At 30.2% G+C, this 15,945-nt stretch carries 19 protein-coding genes; 5 read left to right on the top strand and 14 right to left on the bottom strand.

Annotation, left to right across the window (positions count from 1 at the left end; all coding sequences use genetic code 11):
- Positions 1-21: 21 nt before the first annotated feature.
- From PTZ02_RS04385 to PTZ02_RS04360, 6 genes are all read right to left on the bottom strand, one after another.
- Positions 22-861, bottom strand: coding sequence for an alpha/beta fold hydrolase (locus PTZ02_RS04385; protein WP_274226601.1), 840 nt, complete (start codon positions 859-861; stop codon positions 22-24).
- Positions 862-877: 16 nt separating this feature from the next.
- Complete coding sequence (locus PTZ02_RS04380) at positions 878-1,243, bottom strand: DUF4180 domain-containing protein (protein ID WP_274226600.1); 366 nt, start codon at positions 1,241-1,243, stop codon at positions 878-880.
- Position 1,244: 1 nt separating this feature from the next.
- Positions 1,245-1,730, bottom strand: coding sequence for a helix-turn-helix domain-containing protein (locus tag PTZ02_RS04375; protein ID WP_274226599.1), 486 nt, complete (start codon positions 1,728-1,730; stop codon positions 1,245-1,247).
- 177 nt (positions 1,731-1,907) lie between these two features.
- The gene (locus PTZ02_RS04370) at positions 1,908-2,333 is read right to left on the bottom strand and encodes a GTP pyrophosphokinase (RefSeq protein ID WP_274226598.1); all 426 of its coding nucleotides are present in this window, start codon (positions 2,331-2,333) and stop codon (positions 1,908-1,910) included.
- Between the two features lie 19 nt (positions 2,334-2,352).
- Positions 2,353-3,021: a hypothetical protein gene (locus PTZ02_RS04365; RefSeq protein ID WP_274226597.1), complete on the bottom strand. Its 669-nt coding sequence runs from the start codon at positions 3,019-3,021 to the stop codon at positions 2,353-2,355.
- Positions 3,014-3,562: a sigma-70 family RNA polymerase sigma factor gene (locus PTZ02_RS04360; protein ID WP_274226596.1), complete on the bottom strand. Its 549-nt coding sequence runs from the start codon at positions 3,560-3,562 to the stop codon at positions 3,014-3,016. Before PTZ02_RS04360 ends, PTZ02_RS04365 begins: the two co-directional genes overlap by 8 nt.
- Positions 3,563-3,736: 174 nt before the next feature.
- Here PTZ02_RS04360 and PTZ02_RS04355 point away from each other — a divergent pair, with 174 nt between their 5' ends.
- Positions 3,737-4,204, top strand: a complete 468-nt coding sequence (locus PTZ02_RS04355) for a flavodoxin (protein WP_274226595.1) — start codon at positions 3,737-3,739, stop codon at positions 4,202-4,204.
- A 51-nt stretch (positions 4,205-4,255) separates the two neighbouring features.
- Here the strand turns inward: PTZ02_RS04355 and PTZ02_RS04350 are convergent, their stop codons facing one another.
- The 4 genes from PTZ02_RS04350 to PTZ02_RS04335 form a co-directional block, all read right to left on the bottom strand.
- Complete coding sequence (locus tag PTZ02_RS04350; protein WP_274226594.1) at positions 4,256-4,561, bottom strand: hypothetical protein; 306 nt, start codon at positions 4,559-4,561, stop codon at positions 4,256-4,258.
- A 12-nt stretch (positions 4,562-4,573) separates the two neighbouring features.
- On the bottom strand, positions 4,574-5,608 hold the full coding sequence (locus tag PTZ02_RS04345; RefSeq protein WP_337992982.1) for a DUF362 domain-containing protein: 1,035 nt from the start codon (positions 5,606-5,608) through the stop codon (positions 4,574-4,576).
- 100 nt (positions 5,609-5,708) lie between these two features.
- The gene (locus tag PTZ02_RS04340; protein ID WP_274226592.1) at positions 5,709-6,632 is read right to left on the bottom strand and encodes a hypothetical protein; all 924 of its coding nucleotides are present in this window, start codon (positions 6,630-6,632) and stop codon (positions 5,709-5,711) included.
- Positions 6,625-7,194, bottom strand: coding sequence for an RNA polymerase sigma factor (locus tag PTZ02_RS04335; protein WP_274226591.1), 570 nt, complete (start codon positions 7,192-7,194; stop codon positions 6,625-6,627). The genes PTZ02_RS04340 and PTZ02_RS04335 overlap by 8 nt, the downstream gene beginning before the upstream one ends.
- Before the next feature lie 224 nt (positions 7,195-7,418).
- Between PTZ02_RS04335 and PTZ02_RS04330 the strand changes: the two genes are divergently transcribed.
- On the top strand, positions 7,419-8,540 hold the full coding sequence (locus PTZ02_RS04330) for a DEAD/DEAH box helicase (RefSeq protein ID WP_274226590.1): 1,122 nt from the start codon (positions 7,419-7,421) through the stop codon (positions 8,538-8,540).
- Complete coding sequence (locus PTZ02_RS04325) at positions 8,533-9,180, top strand: pentapeptide repeat-containing protein (protein WP_274226589.1); 648 nt, start codon at positions 8,533-8,535, stop codon at positions 9,178-9,180. Before PTZ02_RS04330 ends, PTZ02_RS04325 begins: the two co-directional genes overlap by 8 nt.
- A 103-nt stretch (positions 9,181-9,283) precedes the next feature.
- Here the strand turns inward: PTZ02_RS04325 and PTZ02_RS04320 are convergent, their stop codons facing one another.
- Complete coding sequence (locus PTZ02_RS04320; protein ID WP_274226588.1) at positions 9,284-10,378, bottom strand: amidohydrolase family protein; 1,095 nt, start codon at positions 10,376-10,378, stop codon at positions 9,284-9,286.
- A gap of 276 nt (positions 10,379-10,654) precedes the next feature.
- Here PTZ02_RS04320 and PTZ02_RS04315 point away from each other — a divergent pair, with 276 nt between their 5' ends.
- On the top strand, positions 10,655-11,887 hold the full coding sequence (locus PTZ02_RS04315; protein WP_274226587.1) for a PucR family transcriptional regulator: 1,233 nt from the start codon (positions 10,655-10,657) through the stop codon (positions 11,885-11,887).
- A gap of 150 nt (positions 11,888-12,037) precedes the next feature.
- Here the strand turns inward: PTZ02_RS04315 and PTZ02_RS04310 are convergent, their stop codons facing one another.
- Positions 12,038-12,895, bottom strand: a complete 858-nt coding sequence (locus PTZ02_RS04310) for a helix-turn-helix domain-containing protein (RefSeq protein WP_274226586.1) — start codon at positions 12,893-12,895, stop codon at positions 12,038-12,040.
- Positions 12,896-13,011: 116 nt separating this feature from the next.
- Here PTZ02_RS04310 and PTZ02_RS04305 point away from each other — a divergent pair, with 116 nt between their 5' ends.
- Positions 13,012-14,166 (top strand): epoxide hydrolase family protein, encoded by a 1,155-nt coding sequence (locus PTZ02_RS04305; RefSeq protein WP_274226585.1) that lies wholly within the window; start codon positions 13,012-13,014, stop codon positions 14,164-14,166.
- Positions 14,167-14,219: 53 nt separating this feature from the next.
- Here the strand turns inward: PTZ02_RS04305 and PTZ02_RS04300 are convergent, their stop codons facing one another.
- Entirely contained in the window at positions 14,220-14,795 is a 576-nt protein-coding gene (locus PTZ02_RS04300; protein ID WP_274226584.1) for a hypothetical protein, read from the bottom strand.
- Positions 14,796-14,999: 204 nt separating this feature from the next.
- Positions 15,000-15,932: a hypothetical protein gene (locus tag PTZ02_RS04295; RefSeq protein ID WP_274226583.1), complete on the bottom strand. Its 933-nt coding sequence runs from the start codon at positions 15,930-15,932 to the stop codon at positions 15,000-15,002.
- Positions 15,933-15,945: the final 13 nt, after the last annotated feature.

Here is a 15,945-nt window from a genome sequence, read left to right as displayed (position 1 = left end):
TATTTAAGTAAGCCATTTTTCTTAGTTTAAAAATCCTATTATTTCATCTACAAGGCCGGTAAGAGAATGTCCTTTATCCTTCAATATATTGATATTGGATTTAGGTAGTAATTCACTCAACCTCTTTGCAGTTTTTAGGGAATGTAGCATTATATCATTTTCCCCTACAAATAGTGCTACTGGCATATCTAATCTCTTCAATTCCTCATCTAAAAATATAGGTATTACCTCTCTTCTATAGATAAAATTCTTAGTGATTAATCTTTGATATTTTAAGATAGCCTCGGGCATTTCTTTATTTCCATTAATTTTATAAGCTAGCTTTTTAACACCTTTTTCTCCTAAACATGAATAATACAAAGCTTTAAAGATAAAGGATTTTTTCTGTGGTCCTATTCCTGATGGAGAAATAAGCACAAGTTTATCTACTTTCTCAGGGTGATTCACGGCAAATTTTAATGCCATCCAAGCACCTAAAGAAATACCTACAAAACTTGATTTTTCTATTGATAATTCATTTAAAACATCATTAACCCAAGAAACATAATCCATTCCATTTAAAGAAGCTTGATATTCATTGCTTTTACCTGGCTCTCCTGGTATGTCTATAGCATACACTCTATAATTAAGAGAATACTCTTTTATATCTTTTAGCCACATAAAAGAATTCATTCCACTCCCATGAAATAATATAATAGGAGGAGCTTCCTTTTTCCCACTTGCTATAATAAATGTATTTCCTAAACATGAATTTAGATTAATTATCTCATGTGGAAAATCAATCTTTTCAATAAAAGAATCGTAGTATTTTAATATATCATTTTTTCCTTGTACCGATTTAAAAACGGTTTTTGCATTCAATTATCTCTCCCCCATTTTATCTTAGTTTTAATAACCACTCCTCAGTCTCATTTATATCCTTAAAGGTTCTAAAATCATTTCCCTTATTTGACTCTAATATCATTTCTCTAAACCTGTCATTTAGTCTATCTTCATTTTCTATAATAACTCCAACCTTAATCTTATAATTCATAAACTTTTGTAACACCATTCCTGCTAGTCTTGTTTTTAAATTAAAGAAATCATCAGAAAGTGCTTTATCATAAAACACTAAATAATTTGTGTCATTTTCCCAACACTTAGATATATAATCTGTTGCTTCTTCTTCTCTCTTTAATTGTTCTTCATTAGAATCGAAAACAATATATACTAAATCTTCTTTTTTTATTACTTCATAATTCATTTTATTTTCCTCCATCTACAAGCATTGTAATAAAGCTAAGCATATCTTCAGTGAATTTTACCTCTCCCCAAAGTAGTACCTTTAACTTATTTTCCTTTTCATAATACTTTACGTTAATCGTTGAATTTCCCATGCTAGGATCCTTACTATTTAGTAGAGCTATTAATGTATTAGATATTCTCATATATTGATCCGAATTAATTTCATTGATATCTACTACAGTAGATACATTAATCCTTCCACTTGATTTTCTTATATTTTCTCCGTTAGTTGAAAACTCAATAGCTTGTTCTTTGTGTTCATTTTCCTTACTAACATTTAAGTTATTACTCTCCATAAATAAACTTAAATCGTGCCCTGTAATCCTCCACTGCTTTCCTACTTTATTTGCCCTAAGCTTACCTTCTGTTATAAACTTTCTTATAGTTTTATGATGCATATCTAAAATCTCTGCGATTTGATCAATCGAATAAAATTTATCTTCCATTATAATCTTTCCTTTCTTTACTATCCTATAGTGAAATTATATTGAGTTTTATTGCTATTGTCAATACTTTATTGTATTTTGTTGTACTTTGTTTCACTTTATTGTTATTTGTTTAAACAAAAAAGTAGCTACAATTTCATTTGCAGCTACTCATATTCATAAAGTAAATCAATTAATCTAATCTTTAAGCCTCTTAATTATTCTATCAGATGCTTTACTATACTTTTCTATCCTTTTATAATCTTCTTCTGTAGGATTTTTAATCCTGGATAAATTCATATTGTCATTTAGATCCGCTAGTTTTATATGACAAGCTAATTTATTATGAATAACCCTTTCTGTAAACTCATCGTAGCTCTCATTAGATTTTCTTGTTAAGGCATCTAAAGCATCTAGAATTTCTTCTGAAAAGCCTTCTTTTCTTAAATATTCTAAGGTAATCTCTGAGTCTTCTATTACATCATGTAATACCCCGCATATTCTCTCATGCTCTGTTTTCCCTGAAAGCATAACTCTAAGTGGATGAAGAATATATACTTCTCCAGCTTTGTCAACTTGCCCCATATGAGCTTTTGTTGCTATAATAATTGCTTTTTCAAGCATTTTACACCTCCAAAATAAATTACTTAAAAATTTGCCTTATCGCATCATTAGTAGTTGATAAAAATATGCCTATACTTAGTAGAACAATAATAAGACTAATAATCCAAGCAAGTATACTTACCTTAACTTTCTTATACTCTTCAATTTTAATACCTTTGATTTCATTTAAATACTTAATTGCTTCCATAAAAACTCTTCTATTATCTTCACCATATGCTCTTGCAGATATAGTATATTCATCATTAAACTCAAAAGTAATGGTATCGCACTTTTCCCATAAATCTACTAGATGTTCTAGATTCTTTATTTCATTACAATATTCCTCTAACACCTCATATAACTTACTCATTTTATATGCAAATATTCTCTTATTCGTAATGAATAGAGCAATATATACTCTAGGTATTCCCCAATCTGATGCAGCATATATTCTAAAAATCTCTTTTTCATAATTACTTTGAAGCATAATCATTTTATATTCTATTTTTTCATCCTCAAGAAGACTTTCCTTAACTTTCCCCTCTAGTCTCATAAAAGCTACTTTTCTTAATATCTTATCATTTTTTACATTATATAAATCTTCTCCTACACTATTAGTTGCTTCTAGTGCACTTTCTTCAATTGCATTTATCTCTTCCTCTGAATATTCCACGGTGTTTAATAACTTTAATAATTCTCTATCATCCATTATAATCACCTACTATTCTTTTAATTTTCTTCTTAGCTCTAGAAATTCTTGTGTATATATATTCCTCTGAATATCCAAGTTCTTCTCCTATTTCTTTAATTGGAACTCCCTCTAAATATCTTTTAAGAAATATAGTCTTGTCCTTTTCTTCTAAATTCTCAAGAAGTTCATTTATTAGTTCTTTATTCTCAATTTTCTCTAAGCCATCATCATATATTGAAGTAATCTCATCCATATATTCTAAAACATTATTTTCTCTTAAACTTTTTCTTTTAATATTTAATGCTTTGTATTTAGTTATAGATATTAACCATGCTTTAAAGTTTCCTCTGTTATAATCAAAGCAATCAATATTAGACCATATAGTCATAAACACATCATTATAGCACTCTTCAATGCTTTCTTTTTCATAAGGTTCGTTTAATATTTTACTGGCCACGTAATAAACTAATTTTCCATAATGAGTCATAAGTTTTTGGAAGCTGTCCATGTTCATAGCTTTAATGCCTTGTATAATTTCACTTTCATTAAACTCTCCCATGTCTTTCCCCTCCTTCTATCTATTATTAACTTATAACTATAAGTTTCTGTCAAATATTTATAAAATTTGCCTATTTAATTTTATAATTCCATGTATTTAAATTAATGTTATAATTAAGTAACGTAATGATCATTTATGTAATATGAAGATAAATAAGACTTTGTGGAGGTAATAATGAGTAAAATATTAGTAGTGTTTTATTCTTTTTCTAATACAACAAAAAGATTAGCAGAAGAAATAGCAGAGCAAACTAAAGGAGATATTAGAGAGTTAATTCCTGAAAAATCCTATGCCTTTAATTATAATACAGCAACAAAGGAAGTAAGAAATGAAATTGAGAGAGGATATTGCCCTAAGTTACTATCTGGAGTTGAATCAGTTGAGTCCTATGACTACATTTTTTTAGGAACACCTAATTGGTTTAAATCATTTGCTCCACCCATATTAAGTTTTTTAAGAAACGTAGATTTGCAAGGAAAAACAATTATTCCTTTCTGTACTCACGGCGGTGGTGGATTAGGACAAATTCAAATTAATATTGAGAAGGAATGTCCCAAATCAACTATCCTTTCTGGTTTTGAAACCATGAGTAATTTTGATAGAGAGCAAATTAAAAATTGGCTTAAAAAAATTAGCCTATAATATAAATCCACTAGTTAAACTAGTGGATTTTATTGTTAATCGATATTTCATTTATGGATTCGTCTTTATACTATCTATGTTCCAGGTTCTGTCTTTATCTCTTTTCATATTAAAGAATATTACTTCATTAATACCAGTTATTTTATCGTAACTATAAACATCAATTTCGTATCCAAATTTTTTAGAATATTTTAGTGTAGGAACTATTTTAACTTTGTCTGCTACTTCTTCCCCACTTCTAGCTTTTATATAATCATACACAACACCTTTAGATATTCGCATCTCTGAGTACATAAATATTCCGCAAGCTAAAAGAACTATAATTACACCTAGTATTATATACTTTCTCTTTTTCACAAATATCCTCACCTAAACCTCTATAAGCTCATACTCTTGGCTGCCTAAGCCTATACTTTCTGCGTAATCAAGAGTATATCTCCCTCTTCTAAATACAGTTCTATTATTGTCCTTATCAATCATATCCAAACATGCCTTATCAATAGCTACTGGATCTAGGGATGCAAAAACTCCCACATCATCAACTATTGGTTTCATATTATGTCCTTCACAGTCACAATTTTTAGTAATGTTAAAGGCAAAGGTTATATAAATATTCTTTTTATCCTTTGCTGCTGCATAAGCATATTCAGATAGTCTTTCATTAAAAGATTTAGAAATAGATGCAAACCAGCTATTGGTTATAGCACCATGTGGACATATTGCCATGCATGACGCACAACCAACACATTTGTCTTTATCTATCTTTGCTTTCTTATTTAGAGTTATTGCATTCTCCGGACATCTTTTTGCACAAGCGCTACAAGCCTTACATTTTAATGCACTAATTTTAGGTATAGAGTTTGCATGCTGTGCAAGCTTACCTCCTCTTGCCGCGCAACCCATACCAAGTTGTTTTATAGCTCCTCCAAAGCCTGCTAACGCATGTCCTTTAAAGTGACTTATAACGATTAATTGCTTTTTATCTGCTATTTCTTTACCTATCTTGCACTTATTGAAATTCTTTTTATTTATCTCGACTTCTTCGTAAGCTTCACCATGTTCTCCATCTGCAATTATTACAGGAAGCTCGGTAAAACCATGCTCCTTTGCAAGCTTTATATGTCTCTCTCTTGTTGTTCTTTCTCCCTTATACAAAACATTGGTTTCTATATATGCACTTTCTATTTTTCTATCTTTTAAATAATTTATTATTCCTCCAAAATTTTTAGACTCAATAAAAGTCTTATTTCCACTTTCACCAAAATGAACTTTAAGCGGTATAAAGTTTTCAAGCTTTATATTTTCCTCTTTTACTAATTTCTCTAAAAGTTCACCTGCTGCTGCACTAATTTCTTCAGTTTTAGAATAAGAATCAATCCCTTTAAAATATACCTTGTTCACCATATATCCTCCACTACACGTTAGTTAAAATCTTAAATATATTATACTCCTAAGTTACCAATAATTGCAGTGAAAAGTTTTATTTTCCATTATAATAAACTCCTTATTGCTGCTCCATAAATGAATTAGCCATTTTTACCGCATCTTCTAGCTTGATTTCTTCAGCTTTATAGGTATTAAGATAATAGTTAACTCCTCTATACTGCCAAGTTAAAAAATGCTTTTTAGTTATATTTTCTGGCCTTATGTGAATATCTGCTTTGAATATTCCCTCTTCATTAGTTAATGTATAATCTGGCTCTACCTCTTGAATCCAATAAGCATCACATTTATTTAGTTCAACTTTATTAGATGTTTCAGCATCATCACTTCTTACCTTAATTTCTGAAGATGTCATAGTTAAATATATTATATTTCCATTCTTATCTTTATACATTCCAAACACACTTCTAAATGGTAAGTAGTCTTTTAAATCCTTAAATGTATTCTCATCATTTATAGCTTTCTGTAATTTTCCTTGAAGCTTTTCACTAACTTCATCACTTACTTTCTTGTTAATTCCAACTGATTCTGCTCTTCCATAATACTCATATCCATCTTTAAGTGAACTTGGAAATACAACCTTAAAGCCTAATTTATTAGAAAGTTCCTCATCATTTAATTTTGTACTTTGAGTAAATGTTGGCATAAGCACTTCTTCTGACGTTGTTTTTTGAGCAAGCTTATATCCATCCTTATACTTATCTAATACAAAAATTGATTTTATATTATTTGCTGTTTCATAAGCAAATGTTCTAATCTCACCTGAAGTAATAAATAAGATGAACATAAGGATACAGATTCCTGATAAGGAAGCAGCTATGCTTCTCCTAAATATACCCCTTGGAATTATAAATTTACTTTCTTCTTTATTATTTTCTAGCCTCTTTACTATATTTGAAAACATTTCTTTAGATAACTTAACTTTTTCAGTTTTTGCTTCTAATATCAATTTAATATCATCTTCAAGCTTTGATTCATCAATCATTAACCTTACACTCCTTTATTCCATTGATTTCTTTATAAAAAGCTTCTATTTCACTTTCAACAAGTACCTTTTTAAGTGCTTTCTTTGCATTATATAAACGAGATTTAACTGTTCCTTGAAAGCATCCAAGTATCTTTGAGATTTCTTTAATTGACATGTCATTAAAATAATATAAAATTATTACTGTTTTTAAAGAAGGTGAAAGCTTTTCTATAGCTTGATCAAGCATTAACTTTGTTTCTCTATAATCCATCTCTGAACTTAAACTCTCATAATCAATGTCTTCTAAAGGTATTGTCTTTTTATGCTTTGCGGATATTTTCCAAGCATATCTAACTAGAGTCTTATAAAACCAAACATCAAATGCAAGGGGTTCTTTAAGCTTCTTAATTTCCTTAAAACACTGAAAAAAAGTCTCCTGGACAATATCTTCAGCAATATCCTTATCACCAGATATAAGATAAGCTGAACCAAAAGCCTTTTTACTATAAATTTTATATAATTGTTCAAAGCTATCTACGTCACCAAATTGGAATTTTTTTATTAGATCTATTTTATCCAAGCCTTTCTCCTCCTTGCTCCTAGGAACTACATAATAAATGAGCAGCTATCTCTACAAAAGGTTCATTAATTTATATAATTATTTCTAGTTAAATTAATTATAAAACAAATATTTCCGCTTACCTCTATTAGAATTAAAAATTTAATAGAGATAATACTATTACTGTGGTATTATTAACTAGCACTAACAGGAAAAATTTAAGTTAATAACGAAAGGTAGAACATATGAATTTTAAAGAATTAGGTATTAGTGAAGATATAATGAGGGTATTAAAAAACCAAGGGATTAAAGAGCCAACTCCAATACAAGCTCAAAGCATTAACCTTATAAAGGATGGAAAAGATGTTATAGCTGAAGCACAAACTGGAACTGGTAAAACTCTTGCATTTTTACTTCCTCTTTTTGAAAATATAAACCCAGACTCAAATGTAGTTCAGGCTCTAATTTTAACACCTACTAGAGAACTAGCTCTTCAAATAACTGAAGAAGCTAAGAAGCTAAAAAAGGGCAAGAACATAAACATATTAGCTGCTTATGGTGGAAAAGATATAGGGTCTCAACTAAAGAAGCTTAGAGGAAACATTCATCTAGTTATTGCAACTCCTGGAAGACTTCTTGATCATATTGAAAGAAAAACCATAAACCTAAGTAAATTAAAAACTTTTGTATTAGATGAAGCTGATCAAATGCTTTTAATGGGTTTTAAAAATGAAGTTGAAACTATCATAAAAGAAACCAATAAAAACCGTCAGACACTATGCTTTTCTGCAACATTAAATTCTGATGTAAAAAAATTAGCCTATAGATATATGAAGGATCCTTTCTCAATATCTATAAAAAAAGAAGAAGTTACTCTAGATACAATAAAGCAAGAGGTAGTTGAAACAACAGATAGATGGAAGCAAGATTCTTTATGTAAAGTTCTAGATGAAGATAATCCTTTTATGGCCATAATATTCTGCAGAACCAAAAGAAGAGCTGATGATCTTGAGGCTGCACTTCATAAACGCGGATATGACTGTAAAAAACTTCATAGTGATGTACTGCAAGCAAAGCGTGAAAAAATTATGAAAGCTTTTAGAAATGGTGATTTCCAATACTTAATTGCCACAGATGTTGCTTCTAGAGGGTTAGATATAAATGGAGTTGGTCATATATATAATTATGATATTCCAGAAACTGTTGAAAGCTATATTCACCGTATTGGTAGAACAGGAAGAGCTGGAGAAGAAGGCTATACTTGCCTATTTATTGATCCTAAAGATAAGAAAATGCTAGATGAAATAGAAAGAACAATAAAGCTTAAAATTTCAAGAAGAGTATTAGATGGAGGAAGTAATGGCTAGAAATCAAAGTGTTAAAGGAAACTTCAATTATAATAATATTGAGAAAAAAGATAAAAACTTTATGTATAAAAACCTATCCAGAAGCAATTGCTATAATTGTGATTTTGAAGGTTCAAATTTTGATTATGTAAGTTTTAGAGGGGCACATTTTAAATCAACTAATTTTTTTAGTTGTAGTTTTAAATGGGCTGAGTTTATAGGAACTAATTTGAAAGACAGCGACTTTAAGGATGCAGTTTTTGAAAACACCATCTTTGACTCTGTAAAATTAGAAGGTGTTAATTTCAAGGATGCAAAGTTTATCAATACTATATTCTTATCAACTGATTTAACTAATGTTAAAAATTTAAATACCCAAAATCCACAAATAAGAATTTTTAGTGAAATGCCTAATATAGAAATAAGTGAAAGTTTGCAAACTGCTGCATTTAATGCTTTAAAAAATGAACATATAAAAGCTTCAAGGGTTCTAGATACAAAAGATGGTAGTCTTAATAACTTAAATATAATGATTCTTTTGGAAAACTTTGAAGAAGAAACATTAATAAAGGGCTTAAATTACATTAGCACTAATTTAGATAGAGATTTTTACACTTTAAGTTATATAATAAAGTTTTTGAAAAATGCTGAGATAAATTAATATAAAAAAGGTCTGATTTTTATTTGAATCGGACCTTTTTTCTCATTGTAGCAAAACCTTTAGGTATTTTTACGGATGAATTATAATTGTCTGCTATTAATGATTATTTAATAGTCTCCTTTCCACGAATCCAAACTTGTTTAATATCCTTCACTACATTAATATCTACAGTTGGATCACCTTTTATAAGAATAAGGTCTGCCCTATAGCCTGGCTTAATAATTCCTCTGTCATCCATGCCAAAATATTTTGCTGTTATACTTGTTGCACTTTGTATTGCCTGTATAGGTGTAAAACCAGCCTCAACCATTAGTTTAAGTTCATCAAGAAGTGAAATACCATAGGGTGCAGAATATGGAGTTGTTGGATCACCTGTATTCGAATCACTTCCTGCCATAATTGTCACACCAGCTTTATAAAGTTTTGCAACTGATTCCTTAACGTAATCATAATTCAATGGCGCGTAGGGATTAAATTTTTTAATAGATTCAACAATCCCTTTCATTGTTACCATTGTCGGAACTGATACAGTACCGTTCTTGCTCATCAATTCAATAATCTCTTCTGTTAAAGGTTCAACAAATGGAATATGTGTCACTACATCTACGCCAGCTTTTATTGCAGTTTTAAATGAGTTAGTTGAAACAGCATGTGCAATGACTTTTTTGCCATTAATATGAGCCTGAACAACAATCGCAGCAACAATTTCTAGTGGAAATGTCGTAGTCTTAACACTTACACTTTGTTCCTCTAAAATAACTTTAATGTAATCTGCACCATTTGCTATCTGTTCATTTACAAAACGTTCCGCATCAGTCGCACTTATTACATAAGCGGATTCAGAATACCCCATTTTAATTGGCATATTACTTCCTGAAGCGAAAGCTGGACAGTAACTGCTTCGTATATCAGGTAAGCCAGATAAATTTTTTAGACTATCGACTACTTCCGGTGAACGTGTTCCCATATCCATCATAGTTGTAACACCATACATTGAAGCTTCCTTTAGGTTTTTACTTTCATATAGATGAATGTGTGCATCTATAAATCCTGGAAGTAAGGTGCATCCACTTCCATCAATCTCAATGTCTCCTTCTGCTTTATCAGTAATATATCCATTTTCAATTACTACTTTATCTGCCTCTATGCATTCAATACCATTAAATATTTTCACATTTTTTATTATGGTAGTAGACATTTTAGTACCTCCTATGAAATTACAATATTCTCAAGGCTGAAAAACTACCAGATTTAATCACATTCATAATACTGGATAATCACCTGCAGTATAACTTTCAGTATTCTTCATTAGTGTATTATGCTTCAGTACAATACACTTTAGATAGCCGTCTTGCCTTATATTTCTGATTATAATATACTGTAATTGCATAAACAATGTACTAAAATTTGAATTTTCTTTTATAAGAACATAGGAAATTGTGCTATAGCACAATTAAAATATTAGGAGGTTTCCATGAAAAAAAACTTCGATATAGATAATCTAAATGAAGTAGATATAAAACTTGCACTTTATATGCAGGATCTCTTTGATGGCTTTTGTTCTAATAAAGGCCTTCAATATCTGATAGATAAAGCAAGAGAAAGATTTAACAGACCATTGATTCTAATGGATGCAAGCGGCAAGCTCTTGGCTTCTTCATATGATGCCGAAAATGTTTTTCAATTTATTACAGATGAAAATAAGAATATTTTCCTTTCAGAAGATACCTTATCACTAATATATTCAAATAAAATAAATGATACTTTAATAAAAGAGACTACTTCAAATAGAACTCTAATAAATTCCATAAAAATTGATATCATTGAAATTGGAGAACTTGTTGTTTACGAAAATGGCATCCCCTTTCAAGATATTGATTTCATGCTAATAGACAAGGTTAGTGCACTTATATCTGCTCAATTGCAAAAGAATATTCTTTTAAATTTAGATAACAACAATCTCCCAAATTATTTATTAGCTGACCTTATAAAAGGAAAACAGATTGACGAGTCTATTATAGAAAACAAACAACACTATTTAAAATGGGCTAGGGCAGATAATCTTTATATTATGGTTATTGGAAGTAACAGGCAAGAAACTTTTGACAGTAAGATTTCTACTATTTTTAGAACTTTAAAATCTTACATTCCTATTACTCAATGTATTATTTATAATCCTGGAATTGTAGCTTTTATTGATCAATTCCTATTTGATAAACTTTTTAACACCAACAATAGTGACTTTACTCACTTCTTGAGTAAAAATAATTTATATGCTGGAATAAGCCAAAAGTATACTCTTTTGAACGATTCAAAAAAACACTATTTGAATGCTGTTACCGCTATGGAGATAGGTCTAAAAAGAAATATGAATTGTTCCTTTTTTGAGGATTGTACTCTGTATATCATCTATGAATTGATCTCAAATAGATATAATCAGATGGATTTTTGCCATCCGGCTGTCTCAATGCTTATGGTTTATGATAAAGAGAATGGAACAAACTTTCTAGAAACATTGAAACAGTATATCTTTTATTCTTCTTCTCCAGGAGAAGCTGCAAAAATATTAAACATTCATCGAAATACTTTATTCTACCGTATCAACAAAATAAAAGATATGACTGGTATAAGCTTAGAACATGGTGATGAAATATGCAAAATCTTTTTATCTATAAGACTATTAGAGATAAAAGCTGAAACACCCTGATTTTGAAATTAAAATTAGAAGCAAAGAAAAAAGTGCTCATCTTCACAAGATTAGCACTTTTCTAAGATTCATAGTTTATAACATAAATATAATCCAATAGCCCTAGCGAAAAATAAATGTTCTAAGAATGTATATTTAATGTTGTCTCTTTTATTGATAATAATAAACAAACTCCCGAGAAGATTTTCTAAACTCCGTTGGAGTCATTCCTCTCTTTGCAGTAAATTGTTTTATAAAATAGGTATCATACTCAAAGCCAGTAGCCCGTGCAATTTCATTTAAGCTCATATCTGTATGAGTTAAAAGACTCTCTGAGAGTTTTAGCCTATATGTAAGTAAATATCCCATAGCAGTATAGCTAGTTAACTCTTTAAACATTTTATTTAGAGACACTCTATTTAAATGAGCACATCTTGTTAAATCCTCTAAACTTATTTTATCACTATAGTTTGTATGTATATATTCTAAAACCAAATGGACAGGTGATCGCTCACCACTTTTGTTTAGTTCCTCAAGCAACCCTAATATTTGTATTAGGTACTTCTTTATTCTGCACACCCAAAGAGAATCACTCTGTGCATGTACTTCTGTTCCCATGATAAAAAACCATTCATATAGTTTAGGATAAGCTTTTTCAGTTACAGCATATACACCAGTATTGATATTATCCTTTTTAAAGAGAGAAAGCCCTGTTTCTATTTTTAAGCTGTTTGACATATATCCTGTTTCTTCAGAAAAATAAGCGGTATTAAAGAAGTCCGGATGAAAGCAAAATGACTGAGCGGCTAAATTATTCTTTTCAATAACCTGTATTCTATCCTCTTTTGATAAACAAAGAACACTTGGAGCAACAACTTTTATTGGATAGTCATTAAGTTTTAAATTCACGCTTCCATTTGTTACAAAAACTATTGTAAATCTATCTTCATAAGGAAGTTTATCGAAATTCTCCTCTGTATTAAATTCAATATATACTGCTCTATTCTTGTAACGATCCATTTGAGGCATAAACATTCCCCCATTAACAAATAGTATAGTTTAAAGCTTCATTTATCTCATTGTATCATAATTTCTAAATGATAAACTATTGATAAACACTTAAAGGTTACGAAAGGAGAATTATTATGTCTATAGAGCACTTCAATATTAAAGTATCTGATGAGGTACTTAATGATTTAGAATACAGATTAAAAAATGTTAAATGGCCAGATCAGTTAGAAGGTTTAGGCTTTGAAAGAGGCACTGATATAAATTATCTTAAGTCCCTTGTTTCTTATTGGTTAGAGGATTTTGACTGGCGTGCACAAGAAGCTGAATTAAATAGTTTTTCTCAGTTTCATTGTGAAATAGATGGGATAGATATTCATTTTATACACGAAAAAGGAAAAGGACCTAACCCTATTCCAATTATCTTAACTCATGGATGGCCTGATAGTTATATACGTTATAAAAAACTTATACCACTACTTACTGATCCTGTTAAATATGGAGGAAATCCTGAAGATTCCTTTGATGTAATTATCCCTTCTCTACCTGGGTTCGGTTTTTCTAGTAAACCTAAGCATGGTGGAATGAACAATTCTCGTGTTTCTGAACTTTGGGCAAAGCTAATGACTGAGAAACTTGGATATAATAAATTTGCTGCTGCTGGAGGGGATGTTGGTTCTGGAGTTACAAGGTATCTTGCATTAAACCATCCTGAACTTCTAATAGGAATCCATCTAACAGATGTTGGTATTATAAAAACTTTAATGACTTCACAGGATAATCTAGATCTTTTAGTGGAAGAGGCTAAATATAAGAAAATTGCCTCTAAGTGGATTTCTGAAGAAGGAGCTTATATGTCTATTCAATCCACCAAACCTCAAACTCTTGCATATGGACTTTCTGACTCTCCAGTGGGCTTAGCAGCTTGGATTATTGAGAAATTTCGTGCCTGGAGTGATTGTAAAGGTGATTTAAGTAAAAGCTTTAGCATGGATGAACTCCTCACTAATATAATGATTTATTGGATTACAAATACCATTGGCTCTTCAGCAAATATATATTATGAAAATACACATTCTTTACCCCCAATGGGCTCTATTGATGTACCAACAGGCATGGCTATTTTCCCTGCTGATATATTACTTCCACCTAAAGAGTGGACTAAGCAGAATCTAAATATAACTCGATGGACTACACTACCTAGAGGTGGCCATTTTACTGCCATGGAAGAACCTGAACTTCTAGCTGAAGAACTTCGAGCATTCTTTAAGTCTTATAGAAATCAAATTTAAAATAAATAGTCTGTGTTTACTTCATTATTGTTAATTTCTGAAGTTTACACAGACTATTTTATGGCTTTTTTAACTGACTTAGAATAACCAAAACATTCTATGAACAATTTTCTTCCGATATAATCACTAAAATAATTGTATTCATATCTATAATATTCATTCCAATAACTAGTCATTCTATCATAACTACTCGAGAAAGCTTGTCTATTTTCCCAACAAAATTTCTTGATTTTTTCTGTATTTTGTAATTTCAAAATATCATAAGTCATTTCTATTATTTGAACAACATACTCGTCACAGAGTTTTACAATATACGGGATAGTCCACTCTTCATACTCCTTTTCAAGTAGTGCTCGTAAATGTTTTTGCCGGACATAGCCATCGCAACTTCTTGTATAGATGCAATGTAAAATCATTTGTTGTTGTAAAGTTAATTTATCCATGCACTCACTATCTAAATCAATGAAATATATGCGATGCGGGAATTTAATCAATCGCCCCTCTTGAAAATACTGAATATAATCCGCTGATGTAACTATACTTATGTCTGAAAAAGTTTTAAATGGAATTAACTTAACTACTAGCAATACATCATCTCTTAAATCATCAGGGAAACCTTCTTCAAACATTTAATCACCTCTTTACTTTCACAATACTAAATAAAATACATAAATTCATCTTTGTTATAATATTTACAATTATACCATACTATTCTAACCATTATTTATTGCTTCCATTTTCTAACCTAATTATAGAAATATCCTTCTTTTATTTAACAAAAAAACTCTTACCTATTTTTTGGGTAAGAGTTTTCATCATAATATAATATTAAACTAATTGTCTAGTCTCCCAAAACTCTTTAGCTGCAAAAGTTTTTCCATCGCTTTATATGCTTTCCACCAATTTTCGCTAATGGCAAATTCTTTAGAATACTTTCCCCCATCATACCATTCCCAAGGGATATTCCAAACACTAGATTCTGGTCTTTCTTCTATTAATAAATCAAGAGCTAACTCCACTTCGACTTTATTTTCTTCGTAAAATCTGCTTTTAGGTGACAAAATGAAATCTAGAGGATTTGCCATAAAGTTATCTTTTTCATTATTTATTTTGTTGCGAACCAAAACAGCTAATTTTTCACAAAGATATTCATAATCAAAGTAATCCTTAACATCTGAGGCTTCTATGTCTTCTAGTAATTCGCAATACCCTTGAACACCCATATCTCCGTAATCAGCTTTCGATTTAAGTTTTTCTATTAGCATGTTTGTATAGGAAAAAGCCATTTCATATACCTTAGACTTATTATCACAATACCTTAGGATGAAACCACACAGACTTGCTGTAATTCCAATGCTTTGAAATGTGTTTGTTTGCTCATTAAAATCCCACCAACATCCATGAGGATAGCCATCATTTGATGGAATAGTAAAAAACCAGCCATAGTCTGCTTTGTACTCAGTATTTTCAAGATAGTTGAATATTGATTGATACATAGAATGAGTAACATCAGTAAAATTTATTTGCCTAAGCATTTTTATTACAATATAGGCATTATAGGGAGTAGAATTTGGATTCCAATTGTCGGCATCAATTGTATTACCAAAACCACCGTCACTATTTTGGTAATATGTTAATGCTGAAATTACTGCATCCTTACTTCCATTTTCAAAATGATATTGCCACAATGCCAAATCAAGGGGCCTTGCATTCCTATGAACCCATCCACTAATTTCTTGATACGCTTCTTGAGATAATTTCTTCATGATACACCTCTCA

Source organism: Clostridium sp. 'White wine YQ', assembly GCF_028728205.1.
Taxonomy (GTDB): Bacteria; Bacillota; Clostridia; order Clostridiales; family Clostridiaceae; genus Clostridium_T.
The sequence above is the reverse complement of the archived record's forward strand: the minus strand, read 5'-3'. Positions and strand labels throughout refer to the sequence as shown.

What these genes read in the sequence shown, in the direction of transcription:
- PTZ02_RS04365 (WP_274226597.1), bottom strand. Translation starts at nt 3,021, where the DNA reads ATGGATGATAGAGAATTATTAAAGTTATTAAACACCGTGGAATATTCA.
- PTZ02_RS04345 (WP_337992982.1), bottom strand. Translation starts at nt 5,608, where the DNA reads ATGGTGAACAAGGTATATTTTAAAGGGATTGATTCTTATTCTAAAACT.
- PTZ02_RS04315 (WP_274226587.1), top strand. Translation starts at nt 10,655, where the DNA reads ATGAAAAAAAACTTCGATATAGATAATCTAAATGAAGTAGATATAAAA.
- PTZ02_RS04355 (WP_274226595.1), top strand. Translation starts at nt 3,737, where the DNA reads ATGAGTAAAATATTAGTAGTGTTTTATTCTTTTTCTAATACAACAAAA.
- PTZ02_RS04360 (WP_274226596.1), bottom strand. Translation starts at nt 3,562, where the DNA reads ATGGGAGAGTTTAATGAAAGTGAAATTATACAAGGCATTAAAGCTATG.
- PTZ02_RS04340 (WP_274226592.1), bottom strand. Translation starts at nt 6,632, where the DNA reads ATGATTGATGAATCAAAGCTTGAAGATGATATTAAATTGATATTAGAA.
- PTZ02_RS04310 (WP_274226586.1), bottom strand. Translation starts at nt 12,895, where the DNA reads ATGCCTCAAATGGATCGTTACAAGAATAGAGCAGTATATATTGAATTT.
- PTZ02_RS04320 (WP_274226588.1), bottom strand. Translation starts at nt 10,378, where the DNA reads ATGTCTACTACCATAATAAAAAATGTGAAAATATTTAATGGTATTGAA.
- PTZ02_RS04295 (WP_274226583.1), bottom strand. Translation starts at nt 15,932, where the DNA reads ATGAAGAAATTATCTCAAGAAGCGTATCAAGAAATTAGTGGATGGGTT.
- PTZ02_RS04370 (WP_274226598.1), bottom strand. Translation starts at nt 2,333, where the DNA reads ATGCTTGAAAAAGCAATTATTATAGCAACAAAAGCTCATATGGGGCAA.
- PTZ02_RS04380 (WP_274226600.1), bottom strand. Translation starts at nt 1,243, where the DNA reads ATGAATTATGAAGTAATAAAAAAAGAAGATTTAGTATATATTGTTTTC.
- PTZ02_RS04305 (WP_274226585.1), top strand. Translation starts at nt 13,012, where the DNA reads ATGTCTATAGAGCACTTCAATATTAAAGTATCTGATGAGGTACTTAAT.
- PTZ02_RS04325 (WP_274226589.1), top strand. Translation starts at nt 8,533, where the DNA reads ATGGCTAGAAATCAAAGTGTTAAAGGAAACTTCAATTATAATAATATT.
- PTZ02_RS04375 (WP_274226599.1), bottom strand. Translation starts at nt 1,730, where the DNA reads ATGGAAGATAAATTTTATTCGATTGATCAAATCGCAGAGATTTTAGAT.
- PTZ02_RS04300 (WP_274226584.1), bottom strand. Translation starts at nt 14,795, where the DNA reads ATGTTTGAAGAAGGTTTCCCTGATGATTTAAGAGATGATGTATTGCTA.
- PTZ02_RS04330 (WP_274226590.1), top strand. Translation starts at nt 7,419, where the DNA reads ATGAATTTTAAAGAATTAGGTATTAGTGAAGATATAATGAGGGTATTA.